We start from the raw sequence: 23,623 nt of genomic DNA, 5'->3' as shown, positions 1-23,623 counted from the left end.
AGGCTGGTACTCAGGTTGGTTGATAAGGACCGGCGATCGTCTGAAGGAGCCTGACATTCGCGTCCGACCGCGTGTACAGCTGCCGATGCGGGTGCTGTCGCTGCGCACCATCGTCATCGTCGCCGCCATATCCGTGATGACCCTGGTCGTCCTCCTCGGCACCTGGGTGTGGGTGGGCGTCACCAACGATCAGTACAACCAGCTCGATCGGCGGCTCGACTCCGTCAGCAGCCTGGGCGACATCAGCAGCCTGCTCAACAACGCGGAGCACACCAGTCCGGACCGGCCCGCCCCGGACGGCAACCTGGTGCGCACCGCGCGCATCGCCGGGGTGACCGTGTCGGTGCCCAGCAGCATCGTGTTGCCTCAGCTTCCCGACGGCTATGCGAACACCACCATCAACGGGGTGCAGTATCGCGTCCGTACCTTCACCGCCGGCCCCGCCTCGATAGCGCTGGCCGCACCGCGGGCCGAGGCTCAGCATCGGATCAACGAATTGCACCTGCGGGTGTTGCTGATCTGCGCCAGCGTGATCGGTGGCACCGTCGTGGTGGGCTGGGTGATCTCGCTGATCATGGTCAATCCGTTCCTCCTGCTTGCGCAGCAGGCCCGCGCGATCAACGCGCAGTCCAGTCCCGACGAGGTCCAGGTCCGCGGTGTGCGTGAGGCCGTGGAGATCGCCGAAGCGGTCGAGGGCATGCTCGCGCGCATCGGCAAGGAGCAGCAGCGCACCAAGGCCGCGCTGGATTCGGCTCGCGACTTCGCCGCGGTCGCCTCCCACGAGCTGCGCACGCCGCTGACCGCGATGCGCACCAACCTGGAGGTGCTGTCCACGCTCGACCTCCCTCCCGAGCAGCGCCACGAGGTGATCGGCGACGTCATCCGCACCCAGAGCCGCATCGAGGCCACGCTCACGGCGCTGGAGCGGCTCGCCCAGGGCGAACTGACCACGGTCGACGACTTTGTCCCGTTCGACATCACCGAGCTGCTGGACCGTGCCGCGCACGACGCGCTCCGCATCTACCCCGACGTGGAGGTGTCGCTGGTGCCTTCGCCCACGGTGCTGATGGTCGGGCTGCCCACCGGGCTGCGGCTGGTCATCGACAACGCCATCGCCAACGCCGTCAAGCACGGCAACGCCGGCAAGATCCTGCTGACCGTCGGCAGCTCCGGTGAGGGCGTGGAGATAGCGATCGACGACGACGGCGCCGGGGTCCCGGAGTCCGAACGCGCCACGGTCTTCGAACGCTTCACCCGCGGTTCGACGGCCTCGCGGTCGGGCTCGGGGCTGGGCCTGGCGCTTGTCGCCCAGCAGGCCGAATTACACGGCGGCACAGCGGCTTTGCAGACCAGTCCGCTCGGCGGCACCCGGCTGCTGCTGCGGCTGGCCGGCGATGGGCGTGGTCCGGCATAGCGGCCGTCGCCGGCCCCCTCCGTGCCCACCACGCGCCCGCATCGGACAATGAGTCATGCTCGGCCACCTCGGCATCAACGTGCCCGATTTGTCAGCCGCAAAACGGTATTACGACGCGTTGATGCCCCTTGTCGGTTTTGAGCCGTTCTTTCATGCCGACGACGAATTTTCCTACCGCCCCGCCGAAAACAAGCCCGGCACTTTCCTGTTCTTCTATCCGGCGGTCGAGCCGCATCAGTACTCGTCGGGGCAAGCCGGGCTGCAACACCTGGCATTCATTGTGCGGCGCCGGTCGTCGGTGCATGCGGTGCACGATCACGTGGTCCGGCTCGGCGGCACCGTCATCCACCCGCCGCGCCATTTCCCGCAATATGCCGGTCATTATTACGCCACCTTTTGGTACGACCCTTTCGGCATCAAACTCGAAGCCGTGTGCCATCACGATCGGGACTAGATAAACGAGCGTGATCCGTCGCCCATCGGAGGACCCAGGTGCATTTGTGACTGCCGGGTCATGAGTGGCGAATGAGGTTTATCAACGACACCTTCTGGGAATCCAGATCTTTCGCACTTGGAAGCCGAGTTACTTAACCGAATTCCGGGCCCTGTGCCCCGTCAAACGGAGTGAATACAAGATCAGCGAAACCGCACTACACTAAGGCCCCAAGCACGTCGATTTGGGTTGAGCGTTCGGAGGGAAATCATGGCATTCACGTCTGTGCAGACAGAGGCGGTTCTGGCGTCGTCGAGCGCCGAGACGGCGATCAGCGCAGAGACCGAGGCGGCGGCTTCGGCGGCCGCGCCCGTCCTGCTGGGGGTGTTGCCGATGGGCGGCGATCCCGACTCGGCCATGTTCGCGGCGGCGCTCAACGCGTGCGGCGGCAGCTACCTGGGCGTAGTGTCCGAGCACGCGGCGCAGCGCGGCCTGTTCGCGGGCGCGCAGAGCATCGCGTCGAGCACCTACGTCGTCACGGAGCTGATGCGCAGCCTGACGATGGCAATCGGGGCTTAGAGCCCAGCGACGGTAAGAGGGGGAAGTACGCATGGCCGATCCGGGGTGGGCTGCGCGTACGCCTGAGGAAAACGACATGCTGCTCAAGGCGGGGGCCGGCGTCATCACTCACCTGGCGAACCAGGCCGCCTGGACCGCCCTGGCGGCCACCCATCACGGCTCCAGCATCGCGTCAACGATCAACACCGTCGCGACATCGGCGAGCTGGACTGGCTCGGGTTCGTTGGCCTCGGCGGCGAACGCGACGGCACTCAACGCGTCACTCCACGGGCTGGCGGGCTGGGTCGACGTCAAGCCGGCGGTGGTGTCGACCGCGGTCTCGGCGTACCAGATGGCCTATGGCTCAATGCGTCCCGCGCCCGAGTGCATCGGGAACCGCACCGAGACGGCCGCCGACTACGGCATCAACCCGCTGGTTCTCGGCGCGCTGACCCCGCGCATCACATCGCTGGAGCTCGAGTACTTCGGGTCGATGTGGCCGAACAACTCGGCGGTCGGGGCCAGCTACGGAACGATCCTGACGGCGTTGTCGCAGAGCCTGACCATTCCTCCGCCGGTCGCGACCATGGGTGCGTCGCCGGCCGCCCCGGCGCAGGCGGCGGCGGCGATCGGCGAGTCGGCGGCGGACGAAGGGGCCGGCGACGGCATGCGCGCGGCCATGCAGGGCGCGCAGACGGGCATGCAGGGGACGGGTCAGGCGGCCTCGGGTGGCCAGGACTTCATGAACCAGGCCAGCTCGCTGATGCAGCCCGCACAGCAGCTGATGGGCGCGGTCCCGCAGGTAATGCAGGCCCCGATGCAGATGATGCAGGCTCCCATGCAGATGATGCAGCCGCTGATGGGCATGTTCGCCAATCCCGGCGCCATGGGCATGGGCGGGGCGACCCCGGCCGTCTCGGCGGTGTCGGCCACCACCGGGCTTTCCGCCGCGGAGGCCGGGGCCGGCGGTGGCGCGTCGCTCGGCGGCGCGGGCATGCCCGCAACGAGTTTCACCCGTCCGGTCAGCGCCTTCGAGCCCGCCACCAGTGGCAGGCCCGTGGGGCTGCGGCCGGCCGGGGCATTAGGCGCCGAGGCCATGCGACCGCAGACCACGACGATGGGTGGTGTCCCGATGGGCGGAATGCCCGTGGGGCACGGGGCGGGAGGCGACCGCGGCTCCCGTGACAAGGCCGACCAGCCCGCGACGGTGCGGGTCGTCGACGCTCGAGTGTGAAGCCACTGGTGAAAGGTGAATCGACAGGTCTAAACAGCCGCCATACACTTCGCTTCATGCCCTCACGGGGGGCGGCCCACCGGAGAAGGAGAATTCCGTGACAATCAAAGTAACACCGCAAATGCTTCGCGACGCTTCCAACGCTATCCAGGCAAACATGGAGCACGCGATCGGGATTGGCCAGGGATACGTCGCGAACCAAGAAAACGTGATGAATCCGTCCACCTGGTCTGGTTCCGCTGTGACCGCGTCGCACGCGACGGCCATCGAGGTTCAAAACGACTTGAACAAAGTCCTGACCGGCGGCACGCGGCTGGCCGAAGGCCTTACCAAGGCGGCTGCCCTGATGGAAGGCCACGAGGCCGATTCTTCGCACGCATTCAGCGCACTATTCGGCGGCCACGGCTCCTAATCAGCCACTCGCTCGCAAATTCTATTAATGGTCTTTTGAAAGGAACTCCACAATGTCCGATCCGATCACTTATAACCCGGGGGCCGTAGCAGACTTCGCCACCGACGTCGCCTCCCGCGCCGGCCAGTTGCAGTCGATTTTCGACGACACCTCCAACCGCACCCACGCCCTGCAAGAATTCTTCGCGGGCCACGGCGCATCGGGCTTCTTCGAGGCGCAGGCGCAGATGCTCTCCGGGCTGCAGGGTCTCATCGACACCATCCGCCAGCACGGGGTGACCACCTCGCACGTGCTGGACAACGCGCTCAGCACCGACCAGCACATCGCTGGCCTGTTCTGACGCCGCTCAACCACACCAGGACAAGCGAGGGTGGGGCAGATGCGCCGTGCGTGTGTGCCCCACCTTTGGTCTCTGGTTCACCGGTCGGGGGACCCGCTGAGTGAGGGCAGGGCGCCATGCTGACGACGACGGTCGATGGCTTATGGGTGTTGCAGGCGCTCACCGGGGTCGAGCAGACCTGCCCTGAGCTGGGATTGCGGCCGATGCTGCCGCGTCTGGACACCCCGGAGCGCGCGAAGGGCCACCCCGCGGCCGCCGAATTGGTGGCCGCCGGCGCGCTCGACGAGGCGGGCAACGTCGACCCGATGATCCGTGAGTGGCTGACGGTGCTGTTGCGCCGAGACATCGCGCTGCTGGCGATGATCGGGGTGCCGGGTCGCGAGCCGACGCGCGCATCGATTTGCCGCTTCGCGACGTGGTGGGTGGTGCTGGAACGCCACGGCGACATGGTGCGCCTGTATCCCGCGGGCACGGCCGGCAACGAGGCGTCGGCCAGCGACCTCCTGGTCGGTCAGATCGAGCGGCTGTGCGGGGTGGCCGAGGCGGCGCCGCTGAAGCCGGTGACGCTGGACACCGAGCAATTGCTGAACTCGGTGCGCGACACCGCCAGCCTGCGCTCCTTCCTGCTCGAACAGCGCCTCGACGCCGACCAGCTGCAGATGGTCCTGACGGCCGCCGATCCCGCGCGGTCCGCGCACGCGAACATCGTGGGGTTGCAGGCCGGTGTCGGGCCGGACGAACAGGCGCGGATCGCCGTGGGCGAATCGACGGTGTCCATCGTCGACACACCGGCGGGCCGGATCTGTATCGAGAGCGTCACCTCGGGGCAGCGCCAGTACCAGATTCTCTCGCCCGGCTCGCGCACGGACATCGGCGGAGCGATTCAACGGCTCATCCGCCGGCTGCCCGCCGGCGACGAGTGGCACTCGTATCGGCGGGTGGTGTGAGGAGCGCGATCGGCCATCGCGCGCCAAACTCGTGGGGCGCTCCGGAGCGAACCGATGAAACTAACTTAGATAACCAAAGTCTTGGAATAGCAACGCCTGTCGTACTTGAAAGGTTTCTGAACGGGTAAACGCGGTATCGCCGAGCGTGTTAGCATCTCGTCGTGACGAGCCCTTGGAATGACCCGAATATGTCGGACGAAGGAGCGCTCAGACGGGGGGATCCGTCAGGGGGCAGCAACTTCCCGGATTCGGTATCCGACACGATGCGTATTACCGATCTGGCTGCGCCGCGAAAAATTCCACCGGGGTCGGGATGGCGGAAATTTATTTACTCCATCTCGTTTCACAAAATAAATCTCGGTGAGTCGCCCCGCGAGCGTCACTACCGGGATTTGCAGAATCGCATCCGCCGGCATATCCGGCGGCAATACGTCATCACGGTCGTCTCCGGCAAGGGCGGTGTGGGCGTCACGACGCTCGTCGCCTGCCTCGGGGGTGTGTTCCGGGAATGCCGCCCGCAGAACGTGATTGCGATCGACGCCGTCCCGGGCTTCGGGACGCTGGCCGACCGCATCGACGAATCGCCGCCCGGGGACTACACCGCCATCATCAACGACACCGATGTCCAGGGCTACGCGGACATCCGAGAACATCTGGGCCAGAACGCCATTGGCCTTGATGTGCTGGCCGGGAACCGGACCTCGGACCAGCCCAGGCCGTTGGTGCCCGCGATGTTTTCCGGGGTGCTGTCGCGGCTGCGGCGCACCCACACGGTGATGATCGTCGACACCTCTCCGGACCTCGAACACGAGGTGATGAAGCCGGTGCTGGAGAACACCGACACCCTCGTGTTCGTCTCCGGCATCACGGCGGACCGGTCGCGTCCGGTGCTGCGGGCGGTGGATTACCTGCGGTCGCAGGGTTACCACGAATTGGTCTCGCGCAGCACCGTGATTGTCAACCACACCGACCAGATCACCGACAAGGACGCGTTGGCGTACCTGACGGAGCGGTTCACCAAGGTCGGGGCGACGGTGGAAGTGCTGCCGTTTGATCCCCACCTCGCCAAAGGCGGGATCATAGATACGGTTCACGAGCTGAATAAGAAGTCGCGATTGCGCCTCTTCGAAATCACCGCCGGGTTGGCGGACAAATACATTCCTGACGCCGAGCGGTCGGTGCCGTGACAGCGCCGCATAAGGTCGCCTTCCCGGCGCGTTGTGCGGTCAACATTTCTTACGAGAAGCACCTGTGTTCGCAAGTATTCCCCGCCGGAATTCCGATGGAGGGATTCTTCGAGGGAATGGTCGAGCTATTCGATGCCGATCTGAAGCGCAAAGGTTTTGACGGCATCGCATTGCCCGCCGGCAGCTACGAACTCCACAAGATCAACGGCGTTCGGCTCGATATCAATAAGAGCCTCGACGAGCTGGGCGTCCAGGACGGCGACACCCTGGTGCTGGTGCCGCGCGTCGACGGCGAGTCGTTCGAACCGCAATACGAGTCGCTGTCAACGGGGTTGGCGGCCATGGGCAAGTGGCTGGGCCGCGACGGCGGCGATCGGATGTTTGCGCCGGTGACACCGCTGACGGCCGCGCACACCGCGGTCGCGGTCATCGCGATGGCCGTCGGGGTCGTGGTGGCCCTGACCCTGCGGGCGCGGACCTTCACCGACGGCCCCATCCCGGCCGCGGTGTCGGGCGCCGTCGGCGCCCTGCTGCTGGTCGCGACGCTGGTGGTACGCAGCGGATGGCGGGAGCGGCGCGACCTGTTCAGCGGATTCGCCTGGCTGGCCGTGTTGTCGCTCGCCACCGCCGGTGCCTGCGCGCCCCCCGGTGTGCTGGGTGCGGCCCACGGACTGATCGGCGCCGTGGTGGTGATCCTGGGCGCCATCGCCATCGGCGTGACCGCGCGAAACCGTTGGCAGACAGCGGTGGTCACCGCCGTGGTGACCGTCTGCGGGATTCTGGCCGCCGTCGCCGCCGTCCGCATGTTTCGGCCGGCTTCGGCCCAGGTGCTGGCAGTCTGCGTGTTGGTCGGATTGCTGGTCCTGGTCCGGATGGCCCCCCTGATCGCGTTATGGGTGGCGCGGGTCAGACCGCCCCATTTCGGATCGATCACCGGCCGTGATCTGTTCGCGCGCCGCGAGGGAATGCCGGTCGACACCGTGTCCCCGGTCAGTGAGGACGAATCCGAGGACGAGGACAACGAATTGACCGACATCACCGCCCGGGGCGCCGCGATCGCCGCCTCGGCGCGCTTGGTCAACGCGGTGCAGGTGGGCCTGTGCGTCGGGGTGTCGATCGTGCTGCCCGCCGCGGTGTGGGGCGTCTTGACGCCGGGACGCCAGTGGGCGTGGCTGGCGCTGGTGGTCGCCGGGCTGGTGGTGGGGATCTTCCTCACGCAGGGCCGCGGATTCGCCGCCAAATATCAGGCCATCGCGCTCGCGTGCGGGGCATCCGCCGCGGTGTGCGCGGGAGTGGTCAAATACGCCGTCGCCGCGCCGAAAGACGCCATGACCGGGCTGATGTGGCCCGTGGTGGCGGTGGCGACCTTCGCCGCGTTGGGTTTGGCCGCGGCACTTTTGGTGCCCGCCATGAGGTTTCGGCCCTTCATCAGGCTGACCGTGGAATGGGTGGAAGTGCTCGCGTTCATCGTCCTGCTGCCGGCGGCGGCGGCCTTGGGAGGGCTCTTCACGTGGATTCGCCACTGAGAAGGGCCGCGGCGCTGACCGCCGCCGTCGCCCTGGTCGCGCTGTCGGCCAATATCCCTGCCGCACTTGCCATTACGCCGCCCTCGGTGGATCCGGGAATGGTGCCGCCGGACGGGCCGCCGCGCCCCGACCAGCCAATGCGCCGCGCCAACAGCTGCTCGACCCCGATCACGGTGAGAAACCCCGACGTGGCACAGCTGGCGCCGGGCTTCAACCTGCTGAACATCACGAAGGCGTGGCAATACAGCACCGGCAACGGTGTGCCCGTGGCGGTGATCGACACCGGGGTCTCGCCGACCCCGCGGCTACCGGCGGTCCCCGGCGGCGACTACATCATGGGCGAGGACGGCCTGTCGGACTGCGACGCGCACGGCACGATCGTCGCCTCGATCATCGGCGCCGCGCCGCAAGGGATTCTGCCGATGCCGCGACCGATGCCCGCCACTCCGGCGTTCCCGCCACCGGCCGGACCGCCGCCGGCCGCCGGGGCTGCGCCCCGCCGGTCGAAGTTCCGCCGCCGGTGGCTCCCCCGCCGCCACCGCCGCCGGTGACGATCACCCAGGTCCTGCCGCCGCCACCGCCGCCCCCGCCACCACCGCCCGAGGGCGGCGGCGCCACGGCCGCGTCGAACGGGCCGGCCGATCCGCAGACCGAGGACGAACCCGCCGTGCCGCCGCTTCCCCCGGAGCGCCCGATGGGGTGGTGGGGGTCGCGCCGCACGCGACGATCATCTCGATCCGCCAGTCGTCGCGAGCCTTCGAGCCGGTCAACCCGCCGCCGGGAGACCCCTATTCCGATGAGAAGGTCAAGGCCGGGACGCTGAATTCGGTTGCGCGCGCGGTGGTTCACGCCGCAAACATGGGGGCGAAGGTGATCAACATTTCGGTCACCTCGTGCCTGCCCGCGGCGTCGCCGGCCGACCAGCGGGCGCTGGGGGCGGCGCTGTGGTACGCGGCCACCGCCAAGGATGCGGTGATCGTCGCGGCCGCGGGCAACGACGGCGAGGCCGGCTGCAACAACAACCCGACGTATGACCCGTTGGATCCGTCGGATCCCCGGGACTGGCATCAGGTCAAGATCGTCTCGGCGCCCTCGTGGTTTTCCGACTACGTCCTGTCCGTGGGAGCGGTCGACGCCAGCGGTGCCCCGCTCGACAAGAGCATGTCGGGCCCCTGGGTGGGTGTGGCCGCGCCGGGAACCCACATCATGGGCCTGTCCCCGCAGGGCGGCGGGCCGGTCAATGCCTACCCGCCGACGCGGCCGGGCGAGAAGAACATGCCGTTCTGGGGAACCAGCTTCTCGGCGGCCTACGTCAGCGGCGTCGCGGCGTTGGTGCGGGCGAAATTCCCGGAACTCAGCGCGCACCAGGTGATCAACCGGATCGTGCAGTCGGCCCACAATCCGCCTGCGGGCGTTGACAACAAGGTCGGATACGGGTTGGTCGACCCGGTCGCCGCGTTGACGTTCAACATCCCGCCGGGCGATCGGATGCCGCCGGGCGCGCAGAGCCGGGTCATCACCCCGGCACCGCCGCCCCCGCCGCCCGACCACCGGGCGCGCAACATCGCCATCGGATTCCTGGGGATCGTTGCCGCCGGGGTGCTCGTGTCCGCGATCGCCGCGCGGTTGTGGAGGGCTCGATGAGGCCGGACCTGACCGGGTTCACCCGCGGCAGCAACCGTCGGGTGGTCGGCGTCTGGGTCGTGTTCCTCCTCGCGCTCGTCAGCTGGCTCGTGGCCGGGTACATCGGCGCGGCCGTCGCCGTGGTGGTGGGGATCGCGCTGGTCTTCGTGCGCTGGTGGGGCCAGCCGGCGTGGTCGTGGGCCGTGTTGTGGCGGCGCGGCCGCCGCCCGATCGACTGGTCCGCCCCGATCACCGTGGCCAACAACCGATCCGGCGGCGGCGTCCGCGTGCAGGACGGTGTCGCCGTGGTCGCGGTGCAGCTGCTGGGTCGCGGCCACCGCGCGACCATGGTGACCGGTTCGGTGACCGTCGAGACTGAAAACGTGCTCGACATCGTCGAATTGGTGCCGATGCTGCATCAGGCCCTGGGCCTGCAGCTCGATTCGATCAGCGTCGTCACCATCGGATCACGGCACGGCACCATCGGCGACTTTCCCCGGGTGTACGACTCGGAGATCGGGACGCCGCCCTACGCGGGCCGGCGTGAGACGTGGCTGATCATGCGGCTGGCGGTGATCGACAACGCCCAAGCCCTGTTCTGGCGCACGACCGTTGGCGCGGCGGCCATTTCGGTCGCGCAGCGCATCGCGGGGCTGTTGCGCTGCCAGGGGCTGCGGGCAAAGGTGGCCACCGCCACCGACCTCGTCGAGCTCGATCGCCGGCTCGGGTGGGACGCGGTGTCGGGAACCGCGCAGAGATGGAAAGCCATCCGGGGAGAAGCGGGTTGGATGACCACCTACGCCTATCCGGCCGAGGCGATCACGTCGCGCAACCTCTCACAGGCGTGGACGCTGCGCGCCGACGAGGTCATCCAGAACGTGACGGTCTTCCCGGACGGCGAATGCACGGCGACCATCACCGTGCGCACGCCGACGCCCGCGCCGACGCCGCCCAGCGTGATCCTGCGCCGGCTCAACGGCGAGCAGGCGGCCGCGGCGGCCGCGAACATGTGCGGTCCGCTTCCGTACCTGCGCGGCATTCGGCGCAGCCCGCTGCCACCGCAACTGGTCACCGAGATCGGGCCCTCGGGCGTGCTGATCGGCAAACTCAGCAACGGCGACCGGCTGCTGATGCCGGTCACCGATGCCGGGGAGTTGTCGCGCGTCTTCGTCGCGGCGGACGACCCGATCGCCAAGCGGATCGTGATCCGCACCGCCGGTGCCGGCGAGCGGGTGTGCGTGCACACCCGCGACCTGTCACGTTGGGTCAGCGTCCGGATGCCGGAGATCAGCGTCGTGAGCAGTTCGCGTCCCGCGCCACGGACCACCGTGAGCGTGGTCGAGTACGTCGCGCGACGGGGCAACGGTTTCGGGGCCGGCGAAGGCGGGGGTGTCGAGGCCGCGATCTCGCCCACCCCGCGCCCGGCCACCGTGATCACCGTCGCCCCCGCGGGGGCCAGCCTCTCCGAGGGCCAGCGAAACGGCTTCGAGGTGATCATCGAGCAGATCGGCCCCTCGGTGGTGAATGTCAGTGCAGCAGGAGAGAATTGGCTCGTCGAGATGGACATGTTCCGTGCCGAGAACCGCTACGTCAGTCTTGAGCCGGTAAGCATGTCGGTCGGCACGTAGCGGGTCGGTCAAGCGAGTTTGAGGCACAGTGTGATGAGCGCACGTAGCGGTTGCGGCGACAGCTCGAATCGGCCGAAGGCGGCCGCCCGCAACTCCGGCGACCATATCCACGGTGCTCGGGATGGGGGATGTGATGGGTGATTTACAAACTGCCCGTAGGCATTTCGATCGCGCCATGGCGATCAAGAGCAGGCAGGGCCGGGCGGCGGCGTTGCCCGAGTTCGTTGCCGCCACCGACGCCGACAAGTCGATGGCCGACGCGTGGCTGGGGCGCATCGCGTGCGGTGACAATGACCTGGCCTCGTTGCGACAGCTGTACGCCAGCAGCGAATGGCTGCACCGCGAGACCACGCGCATCGGGCAGACGCTGGCCGCCGAGATCCAGCTGGGCCCCTACATCGGCATCACCGTCACCGACGCCTCGCAGGTCGGGCTGGCGTTGGCCTCCGCGCTGACGATCGCCGGGGAGTATGCCGAGGCCGACAGGCTGCTGGCCAACCGCGACCTGCTGGATTCTTGGACCAACTACCAATGGCACCAGCTGGCCCGGACGTTCTTGATGTACCGCACGCAACGCTGGGGCGACGTGCTGTTGGCCGCGGCCGAGGAGCTGCCCGCGCACGCCATCGTCATGTCGGCTGTGACGGCGTCGATTTGCGCGCTGGCGGCCCACGCCGCCGCCCACCTCGGTCAGGGCCGGGTCGCCCTGGACTGGTTGGACCGCGTCGACGTGATCGGGCATAACCAGTCGTCGTCGCGGTTCGACGCCGACGTGCTGACGGCGTCGATCGGTCCCGCCGACATTCCGCTTCTGGTCGCCGATCTGGCCTATGTGCGGGGGATGGTGCACCGGCAGCTGCGCGAGGAGGACAAGGCCCAAGTCTGGCTTTCCAAGGCCACCATCAACGGGGTCCTGACCGAGGCGGCCAAGGAGGCGCTGGCCGACCCGAACCTGCACCTCGTCGTGACCGACGAGGAGACCATCGCGAGCCGCACCGACCGGTGGGACGCCTCGTCGGCCAAGAGCCGCGACGAACTCGATGACGACGCCGCCGCGGATCGGCGCGCCGAGCTGTTGGCCGAGGGGCGAAAGCTGTTGGCCAAACAGGTGGGACTGGCCGCCGTCAAGGAAGCGGTGGCGGCGCTGGAGGACCAGCTCGAAGTGCGGACGATGCGGCTCGAGCATGGCCTGCCGGTGGAGGGGCAGACCAACCACATGCTTCTGGTCGGCCCGCCCGGTACCGGTAAGACCACCACCGCCGAGGCGCTCGGCAAGATCTATGCCGGCATGGGAATCGTCCGGCACCCCGAGATCCGGGAGGTGCGCCGTTCGGACTTCTGCGGACACTTCATCGGCGAGTCCGGGCCCAAGACCAACGAACTGATCGAAAAGTCGCTCGGGCGAATCATTTTCATGGATGAGTTCTATTCCCTGATCGAACGCCACCAGGATGGCACGCCCGACATGATCGGCATGGAGGCCGTCAACCAGCTGTTGGTCGCGTTGGAAGCCCACCGATTCGACTTCTGCTTCATCGGGGCGGGCTACGAAGACCAGGTGGACGCGTTCCTCACCGTGAACCCGGGTCTGGCCGGGCGGTTCAACCGCAAGCTGCGCTTTGAGTCCTATTCGCCGGCAGAGATCGTCGAGATCGCGCACCGTTACGCCACGCCGCGCGCCAGCCTGCTCGACGATGGCGCGCGCGAAGCGTTCCTGGACGCGGCGACGACTATCCGCAACTACACCACTCCCGGCGGGCGCCACGGCATCGACGCCATGCAGAACGGTAGGTTCGCCCGCAATGTCGTCGAGCGCGCCGAGGGCTTCCGTGACACCCGGGTGGTCGCGCAGAAGCGCGCGGGCCAGCCGGTGACCGTCGAGGACCTGCAGATCATCACCGCGGCCGACCTTCAGGCCGCGGTGCGCAGCGTGTGCTCAGACAACCGCGACATGGCGGCCATCGTCTGGTAGCGGTTACGCCGGATCGAAGCGGAAGACGGCGAGCCGCCCCGCCAGCGCTTCGAATTCGTCGGCCGTCCCATCGCGCACCATCCCCGAACGCTTCGCGAACGCCACCCCGACCGGGACTTCGGTGGGGAACGCCCGCAGCACCGGCCGGGCCTCACCGGCAGACAGTTCGACGATCCGGACGCGCCGCGACCGTCGGCCCGGCTGAGGGTGCCGGTGCCCGCGGCCCGGGCATTGGCCGCCCAGTCGGCGCCGGGGTAGCCGGCCACCACATAGAGGCCGCCCCGGAAATCAAAGGGCGTCATCGGGGTGCTGCGCGGCTGGCCCGACTTGCGACCGGGCACGGTGAGCACCATGGCGGGACCGGTCGGAATGCCGAGTCGTTGGACCGCCATCATGAACTTGTTCATTCCCTTGAGGTAGCGCGGGGGGCGCGGATCGGTCATCTCAGATTCCTACTTTCTCGTTGTCGAACATGCGCCGGTGTTCGGAAACCCAGTGCGCGAACGGAATTGGCGAGCGCCCGAGGATCTTCTGCACGTCATCGGTCACCAGGGCGGGGGCGTCGAGGGTTTGGGCGAGCATGGCGATGTAGGCGTCGGCGAAGCCGGGCCCGAACCCGATGTCGACGAACCGTTGTCGCACGGCATCGGTGGGAATCTCGCGATACTGCAGCGGCCGGCCCAGCACACCGCCGATCACCTCGACCAGCTCCGAGTTGGTGAACGACGCAGGACCGGTCAGCGGGATCCGCTGTCCGACAAGGTCATCGGTGAGCAGCGCGTGGGCCGCGACGGCCGAGATGTCGGCCTCGACGATGGGCGCCGTCGAGGCGGCGGCGTACGGCCCGGCGACCACGTCACCCGCGCGGACCTGCGCGGACCACATGCCGGCGAAGTTGGTCGCGAACACCGTGGGCCGCAGGCTCACCCAGGCCAGACCCGAGTCGACGGCGAGGCGTTCGACCTCCCGGTTGCGGTCCCCCCGAAACCGCGACGGCTGCCGGGTGACGGCGTCGTCGGCGTTGATGGCCGACAGCGCGACCAGCTTGGTGACCCCGTCCCGCGCGCATTGCGCGACCACGTCTTCCAGTTGCCCACCCAGCGCGCGCGAGTTCAGGAACACCGCGGTGGCGCCGGGCAGCGCGTCGGCGGCCGAACCGAACACCTCGACTCCCGGGGGAAAGCCGGCCGGCGCCGGTTGCCGGGTGACAGCACGGACGCGGGCTCCCGCGGCGAGCAGCTCGGTGACGAGTGGACGTCCGACGTTGCCGGTCGCGCCCGTGACGACGATGGTCATGATGGGTTCCTTCCGTGAACTTCCTGCACTGGTGAAACGACGGGGCAAAAGGTGGGAAAGTTACATCCGAAGAACGTGTAACTTTTCGCCCCGGCAGATCGTCGAAGAGTCATGAACCAGTCGCCGTCCGCCAGCGATCAGGTCAGCGAGGCCTGGCGCCGGCATCGCCCGTACCTGGTCAACCTCGCCTACCAGATGCTGGGCGACATCGGGGAGGCCGAAGACATTGCGCAAGAGGCCTTTCTGCGGCTTTCGCGGGCCGACGCCGGCGAGATCGAGGACACCCGCGGCTGGCTGACGGTGGTGGCGAGCCGCCTCTGCCTCGACCAGGTGCGCTCGGCCCGTGCCCGCTACGAGCGCCCCGGCGACGTCGAAGACCAACCCGCGCCGCGCCGCGTCGACCCGGCCGACCGGGTCACCCTCGACGACGAGATCCGCACCGCGCTCCTCGAAGTCTTGCGCAGGCTCAGTCCCGGTGAACGGGTCGCCTTCGTGCTGCACGACGTATTCGGCGTCCCGTTCGAATCGATCGCCCAGACCGTGGGCCGCCCGGTCGGCACCTGCCGTCAGCTGGCGCGCCGCGCACGGTCCAAATTCGAAGCGGCGCAACCGAAGTTGGCCGACGTCGCCCCGCCCGAGCACCAGTTGGTCACCGAAAAGTTCATCGCCGCATGCGCCAACGGCGACCTCCAGGCGCTGGCCGCGGTCCTGGATCCGACCGTGTGGGGCGTGGGCACGATTCTCGCGGATCCGGCCCCGCCACCGCAGATCAACCACGGGCCGGATGCGGTGGCCACCAACCTGTTGCGCTACCTGTGGCCGGACGTGACCTTGGTCAGCGGCCCGGTCGGGGCGCCGGTACTGCTGGCCTTCAGCGAGCGCCGCCTGTTCGCCGTCATCGTGCTGACGATCCGCGAATCCCGGGTGTGCAAGATCGAGGCCATCGCCGACCCTTCGGCACGGGCCTAGCCCTCACTTGTCCGTCGGCCGCTGATCTTTCGCGCCGTCGGGACGCGCCGCGAAATAGCCGGCGATGGTCGCGGTGACTTCGAGGAATTTGCGGCGCGTGGCCGGGGCCATCTCGTGGCTGACATCGATGACGCCGCCGGGCCGCAGGTGCGGGTCGTAGGGCACTTCGATGACCGGCCGGCCGTGATCGGTGAACTCGCGAGCCAGCAGCGCCCGGGTGCGTTTGTCGGCGTGCCCGTCGGAATCGTTGAGCACCACGATGCTGTGCGCAAGCAGCGTGTCCAGTCCCTGGTCGGCCAGCCACTCCATCGTCCGCGCGGCGGCGGACGCGCCGTCGGCCCAGGGCGAGGACACCACGATCAGCGCATCCAGGTCGCGCAGGACCTCCTGGGTGAGGGGCGAGTCCATCGTCGAGCCGCAGTCGACCACCGAGACGGTGAAATGGCGGTCCAACCGCAGCGCTGCCTCCCGGTAGATCGCCGGATCGAGCACCCGGCGCGGGCCCGCCGCCGGTTCGCCGGCGAGCACGTGCAGACCCGCGGCGTTACGGCCCAGCCGCGCCACCACGTCGTCGAACGACCGCAGGTTCTTGTCGGCGGTGAGTTCCCAGAACGACGCCGTCGAGGTCGGATCGATGCGGCTGCTGAGCCGGCCGAAGGCGGTATCGGCGTCGATCGCCACGACGTGGTCCTGCTTGCGCAGTCCGGCGAACAACGACCCCACGCTCGCGGCCACCGACGTCTTTCCCACGCCGCCCTTGCCCAGTACGCCGACCTTGCGGTTGCCGTACAGGCGGGTCCGGATGGCGGCCTCGAACTGCGCCTCCTGCTGCTGGGCGGGCGACGGACCCAGCTTGATCAGGCCGAAGGTGACCAGGCGCACGACGCGTCGCCAGCCGCGGTCGGGCAGCTCATCGCCCTGGGCGAGGCCGCCGAGGGGGCCGGTGTGCGGCGCCGGCGGCGCCGCAGGAGGGGCGGGCCGGGCGGGCTGCTGCGGTGCCGGCCGAAACGACGGCGGGGCGGGCGGCCGGGCCGGCGGCGGCGCAGCAGGAGACGACGGCGGGCGCGGCGGAGCGGGACGCTGGGCCGCGGGAGGCGCGGCCGCGCGCGGCCCGTGGGGGCCGGCTGGGGCGGTTGCGGGGCGGGGCCGGACGGGCGTGGTGCCGGAGTGCTGGGCCGCTCGGGCTGCAGACGGTCCCGCAGGAATTCGTCGCGCTCGTTCATGGGCTCCTCGCGTGCCGGGCGGTCGTTCGTCGCGCCGATGGGCCGGCCGCGACGAACGTATTACGTGATTAGCGCCACGGTCCAACCTGCGGCGCCGGGTGTGACCAATTCCCGTCCAGTATCTCCCGCCGCGCCCCGTGTGCGAACCTGCAAACTCGGCCGCCCGCGGCGGCGGGCGGCGCCGACGCCCCATGCTGAGCGCTGAGCACGCCCATATCCGTACCCAGCAACATCAGCACCCCGCTCGAAGCGCGCGTCAGCAAACTCCCAGGCGGGGACCGCGCCGGAACCGGGCTCCCCGGCATCCGCGCAGCTATGGAAAGAATTCGTGGTGCCGGGCCGGGGGCTGGCACAATGGAGGATCAACGGCAACAGCGAAATTTACGGCGTTGCCAGCTGGCGGTTAGACTTGACGAAGTTGGCATGTCAGGCGGGTATTGTCATATCGTTTTACGACTTGTCGAGACCGGTTCCAGGCCACCGTTCAGAGCTGCACGGACATCCCTAACAGGATCATCTCCGCCTGGGGCACAGCCCCTCGAGACAAGGCCGACGAGGTTCTAGCCCGCAACCTTCGGGTGCGACCTCGGTGGGGCCGCTGCTAACGGCCGCGCAGAACGTTCAGTGAAGGGTCAGGTGCATATGACGCCCAAGCGCGTCGGGTTATACAACCCCGCGTTCGAGCACGACGCGTGCGGGGTTGCCATGGTCGTCGATATGCACGGCCGCCGTAGCCGCGACATTGTGGACAAGGCAATCACTGCGCTGCTGAACCTCGAACACCGGGGTGCCCAGGGCGCCGAGCCTCGCAGCGGTGACGGCGCCGGCATCATGCTTCAGGTCCCGGACGCCTTCCTGCGCGAGGTCGTGGACTTCGAGCTGCCCCCGGAGGGCAGCTATGCCACCGGCATCGCGTTCCTGCCGCAGTCGTCCAAGGACGCGGCCACGGCGTGTGCCGCGGTGGAGAAGATCGCCGAGGCCGAGGGTCTGACGGTGCTGGGCTGGCGCAACGTCCCCATCGACGACTCGTCGCTGGGCGCGCTGTCACGCGACGCGATGCCGACCTTCCGCCAGGTGTTCATGGCGGGCGCATCCGGCATGACGCTCGAGCGCCGTGCCTACGTGGTGCGCAAGCGCGCCGAGCACGAACTGGGTACCAAGGGTCCGGGCCAGGACGGCCCCGGCCGCGAAACCGTGTATTTCCCAAGCCTTTCCGGTCAGACGTTCGTCTACAAGGGCATGCTGACCACGCCGCAGCTCAAGGCGTTTTACCTTGACCTGCAAGACGATCGGCTGACCAGCGCGCTGGGCATCGTGCACTCGCGGTTCTCCACCAACACCTTCCCGTCGTGGCCGCTGGCGCATCCGTTCCGCCGCGTCGCACACAACGGTGAGATCAACACCGTCACCGGCAACGAGAACTGGATGCGGGCCCGCGAGGCCTTGTTCAAGACCGACGTCTTCGGTGCCGAGGCCGACGTCGAGAAGCTGTTCCCGATCTGTACGCCGGGGGCCTCCGACACGGCGCGCTTCGACGAGGCCCTCGAGCTGCTCCACCTGGGCGGGCGCAGCCTGGCCCACGCGGTGCTGATGATGATCCCCGAGGCCTGGGAACGCAACGAGTCGATGGACCCCGCTCGGCGGGCGTTCTACCGGTACCACGCTTCGTTGATGGAGCCGTGGGACGGCCCCGCGTCGATCACGTTCTCCGATGGAACCATCATCGGCGCCGTGCTCGACCGAAATGGCCTGCGCCCCTCGCGAATCTGGGTCACCGAGGACGGCCTGGTGGTCATGGCGTCCGAGGCCGGTGTGCTGGACCTGGACCCGGCCAAGGTGGTCCGCCGGATGCGCCTGCAGCCCGGCCGCATGTTCCTGGTGGACACCGCGCAGGGCCGCATCGTCTCCGACGAGGAGATCAAGGCCGAGCTGGCCGCCGAGCACCCCTACCAGGAGTGGCTGGACCGGAACCTGGTGCCCCTCGACGACCTTCCGCAGGGCAACTACAAGCGGATGCCCCACGACCGACTGGTCAAGCGCCAGCAGGTATTCGGCTACACCTACGAGGAGCTCAACCTCTTGGTGGCGCCGATGGTGCGCAGCGGCGCCGAGCCGATCGGGTCGATGGGCACCGACACCCCGGTCGCGGTGCTCTCGCAGCGGCCCCGGATGCTCTACGACTACTTCCAGCAGCTCTTCGCGCAGGTCACCAACCCGCCGCTGGACGCCATCCGCGAGGAGGTGGTGACCAGCCTGCAGGGCACCACCGGCGGCGAGCGCGACCTGCTCACGCCGACCGAGCGCTCGTGTCACCAGATCGCGCTGTCGCAGCCGATTCTGCGTAACCGGGAGCTGGCGAAGCTGGTCAACCTCGACCCCGAGGACGAGGTCAACGGTCGCCCGCACGGCATGCGTTCCAAGGTGATTCGCTGCCTGTACCCGGTCGCCGAGGGCGGCGCCGGGCTGGCCGCCGCGCTCGAGGACGTGCGCGCGCAGGCGTCGGCGGCGATCGCCGACGGAGCGCGCGTGATCATCCTGTCCGACCGCGAATCCGACGAGAAGATGGCGCCCATCCCGTCGCTGCTCGCGGTGGCGGGGGTGCACCACCACTTGGTGCGCGACCGGACCCGCACCCACGTCGGGCTGGTGGTGGAAACCGGTGACGCGCGCGAGGTGCACCACATGGCCGCGCTGGTGGGCTTCGGTGCGGCGGCGATCAACCCGTACATGGCCTTCGAGTCCATCGAGGACATGCTCGATCGCGGCGTCATCGAAGGCATCGACCGCAAGACGGCGCTGAGCAACTACATCAAGGCCGCCGGCAAGGGCGTGCTCAAAGTCATGTCCAAGATGGGCATTTCGACGTTGGCGTCCTACACGGGTGCCCAGTTGTTCCAGGCGGTCGGCATTTCCGAGGACGTGCTCAGCGAGTACTTCACCGGGCTGAGCTGTCCCATCGGCGGCATCACCCTGGACGACATCGCCGCCGACGTCGCGGCCCGGCACGCGCTGGCCTACCTGGACCGGCCGGACGAGCGGGCGCACCGCGAGCTCGAGGTCGGCGGGGAATACCAGTGGCGCCGCGAGGGCGAGTACCACCTGTTCAACCCCGAGACCGTCTTCAAGCTGCAGCACGCCACCCGCACCGGCCAGTACAAGGTGTTCAAGGATTACACCCGCCTGGTCGACGACCAGAGCGAGCGGATGGCGTCCCTGCGTGGCCTGCTCAAGTTCCGGGCCGGGATCCACCCCCCGATCCCGCTGGACGAAGTCGAGCCCGCCAGCGAGATCGTCAAGCGCTTCTCGACCGGCGCGATGAGCTACGGCTCGATCTCCGCCGAGGCGCACGAGACGCTGGCCATCGCGATGAACCGGCTGGGCGGCCGGTCCAACTGCGGTGAGGGCGGCGAGGACGTCAAGCGGTTCGACCGCGATCCCAACGGCGATTGGCGGCGCAGCGCGATCAAGCAGGTCGCCTCCGGGCGGTTCGGCGTCACGTCGCACTACCTGACGAACTGCACCGACATCCAGATCAAGATGGCCCAAGGTGCGAAACCCGGTGAGGGCGGCCAGCTTCCGGGGCACAAGGTGTACCCGTGGGTCGCCGAGGTTCGGCACTCCACCCCGGGTGTCGGCCTGATCTCGCCGCCGCCGCACCACGACATCTATTCCATCGAGGACCTGGCGCAGCTGATCCACGACCTGAAGAACGCCAACCCGTCCGCGCGGGTGCACGTGAAGCTGGTCTCCGAGAACGGCGTCGGCACGGTGGCCGCGGGGGTGTCCAAGGCCCACGCCGACGTGGTGCTGATCTCCGGGCACGACGGCGGCACCGGTGCGACGCCGCTGACGTCGATGAAGCACGCCGGGGCCCCGTGGGAGCTGGGGCTGGCCGAGACGCAGCAGACGTTGCTGCTCAACGGATTACGCGACCGGATCGTGGTCCAGGTCGACGGCCAGCTCAAGACCGGGCGCGACGTGATGATCGCGGCACTGCTGGGCGCCGAGGAATTCGGCTTCGCCACCGCGCCGCTGGTGGTCTCCGGCTGCATCATGATGCGGGTCTGCCACCTGGACACCTGCCCCGTCGGGGTGGCCACCCAGAACCCGGTGCTGCGCGAGCGCTTCACCGGCAAGCCCGAGTTCGTGGAGAACTTCTTCATGTTCATCGCCGAAGAGGTCCGCGAATACATGGCGCAGTTGGGTTTCCGCACGATCAACGAGGCGGTCGGCCAGGTGAAGTCCTTGGACATGACGCTGGCGCGGGCGCACTGGAAGGCGCACCGGCTGGACCTGGCGCCGGTTCTGCACGAGCCGGAATCGGCGTTCATGAACCAGGACCTGTACTGCAGCTCGCGCCAGGACCACGGCCTGGACAAGGCGCTGGACCAGCAGTTGATCGTGATGAGCCGCGAGGCGCTGGACTCCGGAAAGCCGGTGCGGTTCTCTACCACCATCAGCAACGTCAACCGCACGGTGGGCACCATGCTCGGCCACGAGGTCACCAAAGCCTATGGCGGACAAGGGTTGCCGGACGGCACCATCGACATCACCTTCGACGGCTCGGCGGGTAACAGCTTCGGCGCGTTCGTGCCGCGCGGCATCACGCTGCGCGTCTACGGCGACGCCAACGACTACGTCGGTAAGGGCCTGTCGGGTGGCCGGATCGTGGTGCGGCCGTCCGACGACGCGCCCCAGGACTACGTCGCCGAGGACAACATCATCGGCGGCAACGTGATCCTGTTCGGCGCGACCAGCGGCGAGGCGTACCTGCGCGGCGTGGTCGGCGAGCGGTTCGCGGTGCGGAACTCCGGGGCGCACGCCGTCGTCGAGGGCGTCGGTGACCACGGTTGCGAGTACATGACCGGTGGCAAGGTTGTCGTCCTCGGCCGCACCGGCCGTAACTTCGCGGCGGGCATGTCCGGCGGCGTGGCCTACATTTACGATCCGCAGGGCGAATTCCCAGGCAATCTCAACGCGGAGATGGTCGAGCTCGAGAGCTTGGATGAAGATGACTACGAGTGGTTGCACGGCATGATTCAGGCACACGTTGATGCCACCGATTCCGCTATCGGCCAGCGCATTCTGGGCGACTGGCCGCAACACCAGCGGCACTTCGCCAAGGTGATGCCCCGCGACTACAAGCGGGTGCTGCAGGCCATCGCCGAAGCGGAACGCGACGGCGCGGATGTCGACAAGGCGATCATGGCGGCCGCGCATGGCTGATCCGAGCGGCTTCCTGAAGTACACGCGTCGGGAACTGCCGAAGCGCCGGCCTGTCCCGATTCGGTTGCGCGACTGGCGCGAGGTCTACGAAGAATTCGACAACGAGACGTTGCGCGAGCAGGCGACCCGCTGCATGGACTGCGGGATTCCGTTCTGCCACAACGGTTGCCCGCTGGGCAACCTGATTCCGGAGTGGAACGACCTGGTGCGCAGGGATCGGTGGCGCGACGCCATCGAACGGCTGCACGCCACCAACAACTTCCCGGATTTCACCGGGCGCCTGTGCCCCGCTCCGTGCGAGCCGGCCTGTGTGCTCGGCATCAACCAGGATCCCGTGACGATCAAGCAGATCGAGCTGGAGATCATCGACAAGGCCTTCGACGAGGGCTGGGTGCGGCCGTTGCCGCCGGAGCAGAAGACCGGAAAGAAGGTCGCCGTGGTCGGTTCCGGGCCGGCGGGTCTGGCCGCCGCCCAGCAGCTGACCCGCGCCGGTCACACGGTCACCGTGTTCGAGCGTGCCGATCGCATCGGTGGGCTGCTGCGCTACGGCATCCCGGAATTCAAGATGGAAAAGCGTGTCCTCGACCGCCGGCTGGACCAGATGCGGGCCGAGGGAACCGAATTCCGGACCAGCGTCAACGTCGGGGTCGACATCACCGCCGAGCAACTGCGCGCCGACTTCGACGCCGTGGTGCTGGCCGGCGGTGCCACCGCGGCCCGTGATCTGCCGATCCCCGGCCGTGAACTGGACGGCATCCATCAGGCGATGGAATACCTGCCGTGGGGCAACCGCGTGCAGGAGGGCGACGACGTGCTGGGGCCCGATGGCCAGCCGCCGATCACGGCCAAGGACAAGAAGGTCGTCATCATCGGTGGCGGCGACACCGGCGCCGACTGCCTGGGCACCGCGCACCGCCAGGGCGCGGCGATCATCCACCAGTTCGAGATCATGCCGCGCCCGCCGGAGACGCGCGCCCCGTCCACCCCGTGGCCGACCTACCCGCTGATGTACCGGGTCTCCTCGGCGCACGAGGAGGGCGGCGAGCGGGTGTTCTCGGTCAACACCGAGGAATTCGTCGGCGAAGACGGTCACGTGACGGCGCTCAAGGCGCACGAGGTGACCATGCAGGACGGCAAGTTCGTCAAGGTGGAGGGCTCCGAGTTCGAGCTCGAGGTCGACCTGGTGCTGCTGGCGATGGGATTCGTCGGGCCCGAGAAGGAGGGCCTGCTCACCGACCTCGCGGTGAAGTTCACCGAGCGCGGCAACGTGGCCCGCGGCGCCGATTTCGACACGTCGGTGCCCGGCGTGTTCGTCGCCGGCGACATGGGGCGCGGCCAGTCGCTGATCGTCTGGGCGATAGCTGAGGGCAGGGCCGCCGCGGCCGCGGCGGACCGCTTCCTGATGGGGACGACCGCGCTGCCTGCGCCGGTCAAGCCCACCGCGGTGCCGCTTCAGTAGTAACACCAGTCACACCAGAAACACGGCCGACTTCGCTCGGCGAGTCTCCCACTGTTTGCCAGGCGATTGGTGTCTAATAACCCGTTGTGAGCCCGCTCACATGGGGGTCACACCGGTTTCCCGGTTGAACGACCGATCGCAGGAGAGATTCTTGTGCATATTCACCCATTACCTCG

General features: G+C 68.3%; 14 protein-coding genes and 4 pseudogenes. 15 read left to right on the top strand and 3 right to left on the bottom strand.

The features are described from left to right. The first annotated feature begins 85 nt into the window (after positions 1-85). The 12 genes and pseudogenes from B9D87_RS18470 to eccA all read left to right on the top strand — a co-directional run bounded on the left by B9D87_RS18470 (position 86) and on the right by eccA (position 13,274). Positions 86-1,414, top strand: a complete 1,329-nt coding sequence (locus B9D87_RS18470; protein ID WP_007771831.1) for a sensor histidine kinase — start codon at positions 86-88, stop codon at positions 1,412-1,414. A 55-nt stretch (positions 1,415-1,469) separates the two neighbouring features. Beyond that, positions 1,470-1,868 (top strand): VOC family protein, encoded by a 399-nt coding sequence (locus B9D87_RS18465; protein WP_007771832.1) that lies wholly within the window; start codon positions 1,470-1,472, stop codon positions 1,866-1,868. A gap of 249 nt (positions 1,869-2,117) precedes the next feature. Then, positions 2,118-2,351: pseudogene (locus B9D87_RS18460) on the top strand (PE domain-containing protein); the annotation flags it as partial. A gap of 106 nt (positions 2,352-2,457) precedes the next feature. After that, positions 2,458-3,639 (top strand): PPE family protein, encoded by a 1,182-nt coding sequence (locus B9D87_RS18455; protein WP_007771834.1) that lies wholly within the window; start codon positions 2,458-2,460, stop codon positions 3,637-3,639. Positions 3,640-3,760: 121 nt separating this feature from the next. Beyond that, positions 3,761-4,051, top strand: coding sequence for a WXG100 family type VII secretion target (locus B9D87_RS18450; RefSeq protein ID WP_007771835.1), 291 nt, complete (start codon positions 3,761-3,763; stop codon positions 4,049-4,051). A gap of 52 nt (positions 4,052-4,103) precedes the next feature. Next, positions 4,104-4,391, top strand: a complete 288-nt coding sequence (locus tag B9D87_RS18445; RefSeq protein WP_007771836.1) for a WXG100 family type VII secretion target — start codon at positions 4,104-4,106, stop codon at positions 4,389-4,391. A gap of 116 nt (positions 4,392-4,507) precedes the next feature. Further along, the gene (locus tag B9D87_RS18440) at positions 4,508-5,338 is read left to right on the top strand and encodes an ESX secretion-associated protein EspG (protein ID WP_007771837.1); all 831 of its coding nucleotides are present in this window, start codon (positions 4,508-4,510) and stop codon (positions 5,336-5,338) included. Positions 5,339-5,499: 161 nt separating this feature from the next. After that, positions 5,500-6,525 (top strand): MinD/ParA family ATP-binding protein, encoded by a 1,026-nt coding sequence (locus B9D87_RS18435; protein WP_007771838.1) that lies wholly within the window; start codon positions 5,500-5,502, stop codon positions 6,523-6,525. Next, entirely contained in the window at positions 6,522-8,051 is a 1,530-nt protein-coding gene (gene eccD / locus B9D87_RS18430; protein WP_007771839.1) for a type VII secretion integral membrane protein EccD, read from the top strand. Before B9D87_RS18435 ends, eccD begins: the two co-directional genes overlap by 4 nt. Further along, positions 8,036-9,695, top strand: a pseudogene (gene mycP, locus B9D87_RS18425) (type VII secretion-associated serine protease mycosin). Before eccD ends, mycP begins: the two are co-directional and overlap by 16 nt. After that, positions 9,692-11,302 carry a type VII secretion protein EccE gene (gene eccE, locus B9D87_RS18420; protein WP_007771841.1) on the top strand — a complete coding sequence of 537 codons (1,611 nt, stop codon included), beginning with the start codon at positions 9,692-9,694 and terminating at the stop codon, positions 11,300-11,302. Before mycP ends, eccE begins: the two are co-directional and overlap by 4 nt. Before the next feature lie 121 nt (positions 11,303-11,423). Next, entirely contained in the window at positions 11,424-13,274 is a 1,851-nt protein-coding gene (gene eccA, locus B9D87_RS18415; protein WP_040630562.1) for a type VII secretion AAA-ATPase EccA, read from the top strand. Between the two features lie 3 nt (positions 13,275-13,277). Here the strand turns inward: eccA and B9D87_RS18410 are convergent. Both B9D87_RS18410 and B9D87_RS18405 read right to left on the bottom strand, forming a co-directional pair. Further along, positions 13,278-13,717 (bottom strand): annotated as a pseudogene (locus B9D87_RS18410) (nitroreductase family deazaflavin-dependent oxidoreductase). Position 13,718: 1 nt separating this feature from the next. Further along, complete coding sequence (locus B9D87_RS18405) at positions 13,719-14,570, bottom strand: NAD(P)H-binding protein (protein ID WP_007771846.1); 852 nt, start codon at positions 14,568-14,570, stop codon at positions 13,719-13,721. 111 nt (positions 14,571-14,681) lie between these two features. On the opposite strand from B9D87_RS18405, the gene sigI reads away from it, so the two are divergent. After that, positions 14,682-15,539: an RNA polymerase sigma factor SigI gene (gene sigI, locus B9D87_RS18400; RefSeq protein WP_007771847.1), complete on the top strand. Its 858-nt coding sequence runs from the start codon at positions 14,682-14,684 to the stop codon at positions 15,537-15,539. A gap of 3 nt (positions 15,540-15,542) precedes the next feature. Here sigI and B9D87_RS18395 read toward each other — a convergent pair. Then, positions 15,543-16,762, bottom strand: a pseudogene (locus B9D87_RS18395) (MinD/ParA family ATP-binding protein). 642 nt (positions 16,763-17,404) lie between these two features. On the opposite strand from B9D87_RS18395, the gene gltB reads away from it, so the two are divergent. Beyond that, the gene (gltB, locus tag B9D87_RS18390; protein ID WP_007771849.1) at positions 17,405-21,988 is read left to right on the top strand and encodes a glutamate synthase large subunit; all 4,584 of its coding nucleotides are present in this window, start codon (positions 17,405-17,407) and stop codon (positions 21,986-21,988) included. Next, positions 21,981-23,447 carry a glutamate synthase subunit beta gene (locus B9D87_RS18385; protein ID WP_007771850.1) on the top strand — a complete coding sequence of 489 codons (1,467 nt, stop codon included), beginning with the start codon at positions 21,981-21,983 and terminating at the stop codon, positions 23,445-23,447. Before gltB ends, B9D87_RS18385 begins: the two co-directional genes overlap by 8 nt. Positions 23,448-23,623: the final 176 nt, after the last annotated feature.

Source organism: Mycobacterium colombiense CECT 3035, from assembly GCF_002105755.1.
GTDB classification, from domain to species: domain Bacteria; phylum Actinomycetota; class Actinomycetes; order Mycobacteriales; family Mycobacteriaceae; genus Mycobacterium; species Mycobacterium colombiense.
Note: the sequence above shows the minus strand (reverse complement) of the source record. Positions and strands in the feature narration are given on the sequence as shown.

Excerpts from the sequence above, each read along its gene's own strand:
- B9D87_RS18450 (WP_007771835.1), top strand. The coding sequence starts at position 3,761 with ATGCTTCGCGACGCTTCCAACGCTATCCAGGCAAACATGGAGCACGCG.
- B9D87_RS18385 (WP_007771850.1), top strand. The coding sequence starts at position 21,981 with ATGGCTGATCCGAGCGGCTTCCTGAAGTACACGCGTCGGGAACTGCCG.
- B9D87_RS18470 (WP_007771831.1), top strand. The coding sequence starts at position 86 with ATGCGGGTGCTGTCGCTGCGCACCATCGTCATCGTCGCCGCCATATCC.
- eccA (WP_040630562.1), top strand. The coding sequence starts at position 11,424 with ATGGGGGATGTGATGGGTGATTTACAAACTGCCCGTAGGCATTTCGAT.
- B9D87_RS18440 (WP_007771837.1), top strand. The coding sequence starts at position 4,508 with ATGCTGACGACGACGGTCGATGGCTTATGGGTGTTGCAGGCGCTCACC.
- sigI (WP_007771847.1), top strand. The coding sequence starts at position 14,682 with ATGAACCAGTCGCCGTCCGCCAGCGATCAGGTCAGCGAGGCCTGGCGC.
- eccE (WP_007771841.1), top strand. The coding sequence starts at position 9,692 with ATGAGGCCGGACCTGACCGGGTTCACCCGCGGCAGCAACCGTCGGGTG.
- B9D87_RS18455 (WP_007771834.1), top strand. The coding sequence starts at position 2,458 with ATGGCCGATCCGGGGTGGGCTGCGCGTACGCCTGAGGAAAACGACATG.
- gltB (WP_007771849.1), top strand. The coding sequence starts at position 17,405 with ATGACGCCCAAGCGCGTCGGGTTATACAACCCCGCGTTCGAGCACGAC.
- B9D87_RS18405 (WP_007771846.1), bottom strand. The coding sequence starts at position 14,570 with ATGACCATCGTCGTCACGGGCGCGACCGGCAACGTCGGACGTCCACTC.
- B9D87_RS18445 (WP_007771836.1), top strand. The coding sequence starts at position 4,104 with ATGTCCGATCCGATCACTTATAACCCGGGGGCCGTAGCAGACTTCGCC.
- B9D87_RS18465 (WP_007771832.1), top strand. The coding sequence starts at position 1,470 with ATGCTCGGCCACCTCGGCATCAACGTGCCCGATTTGTCAGCCGCAAAA.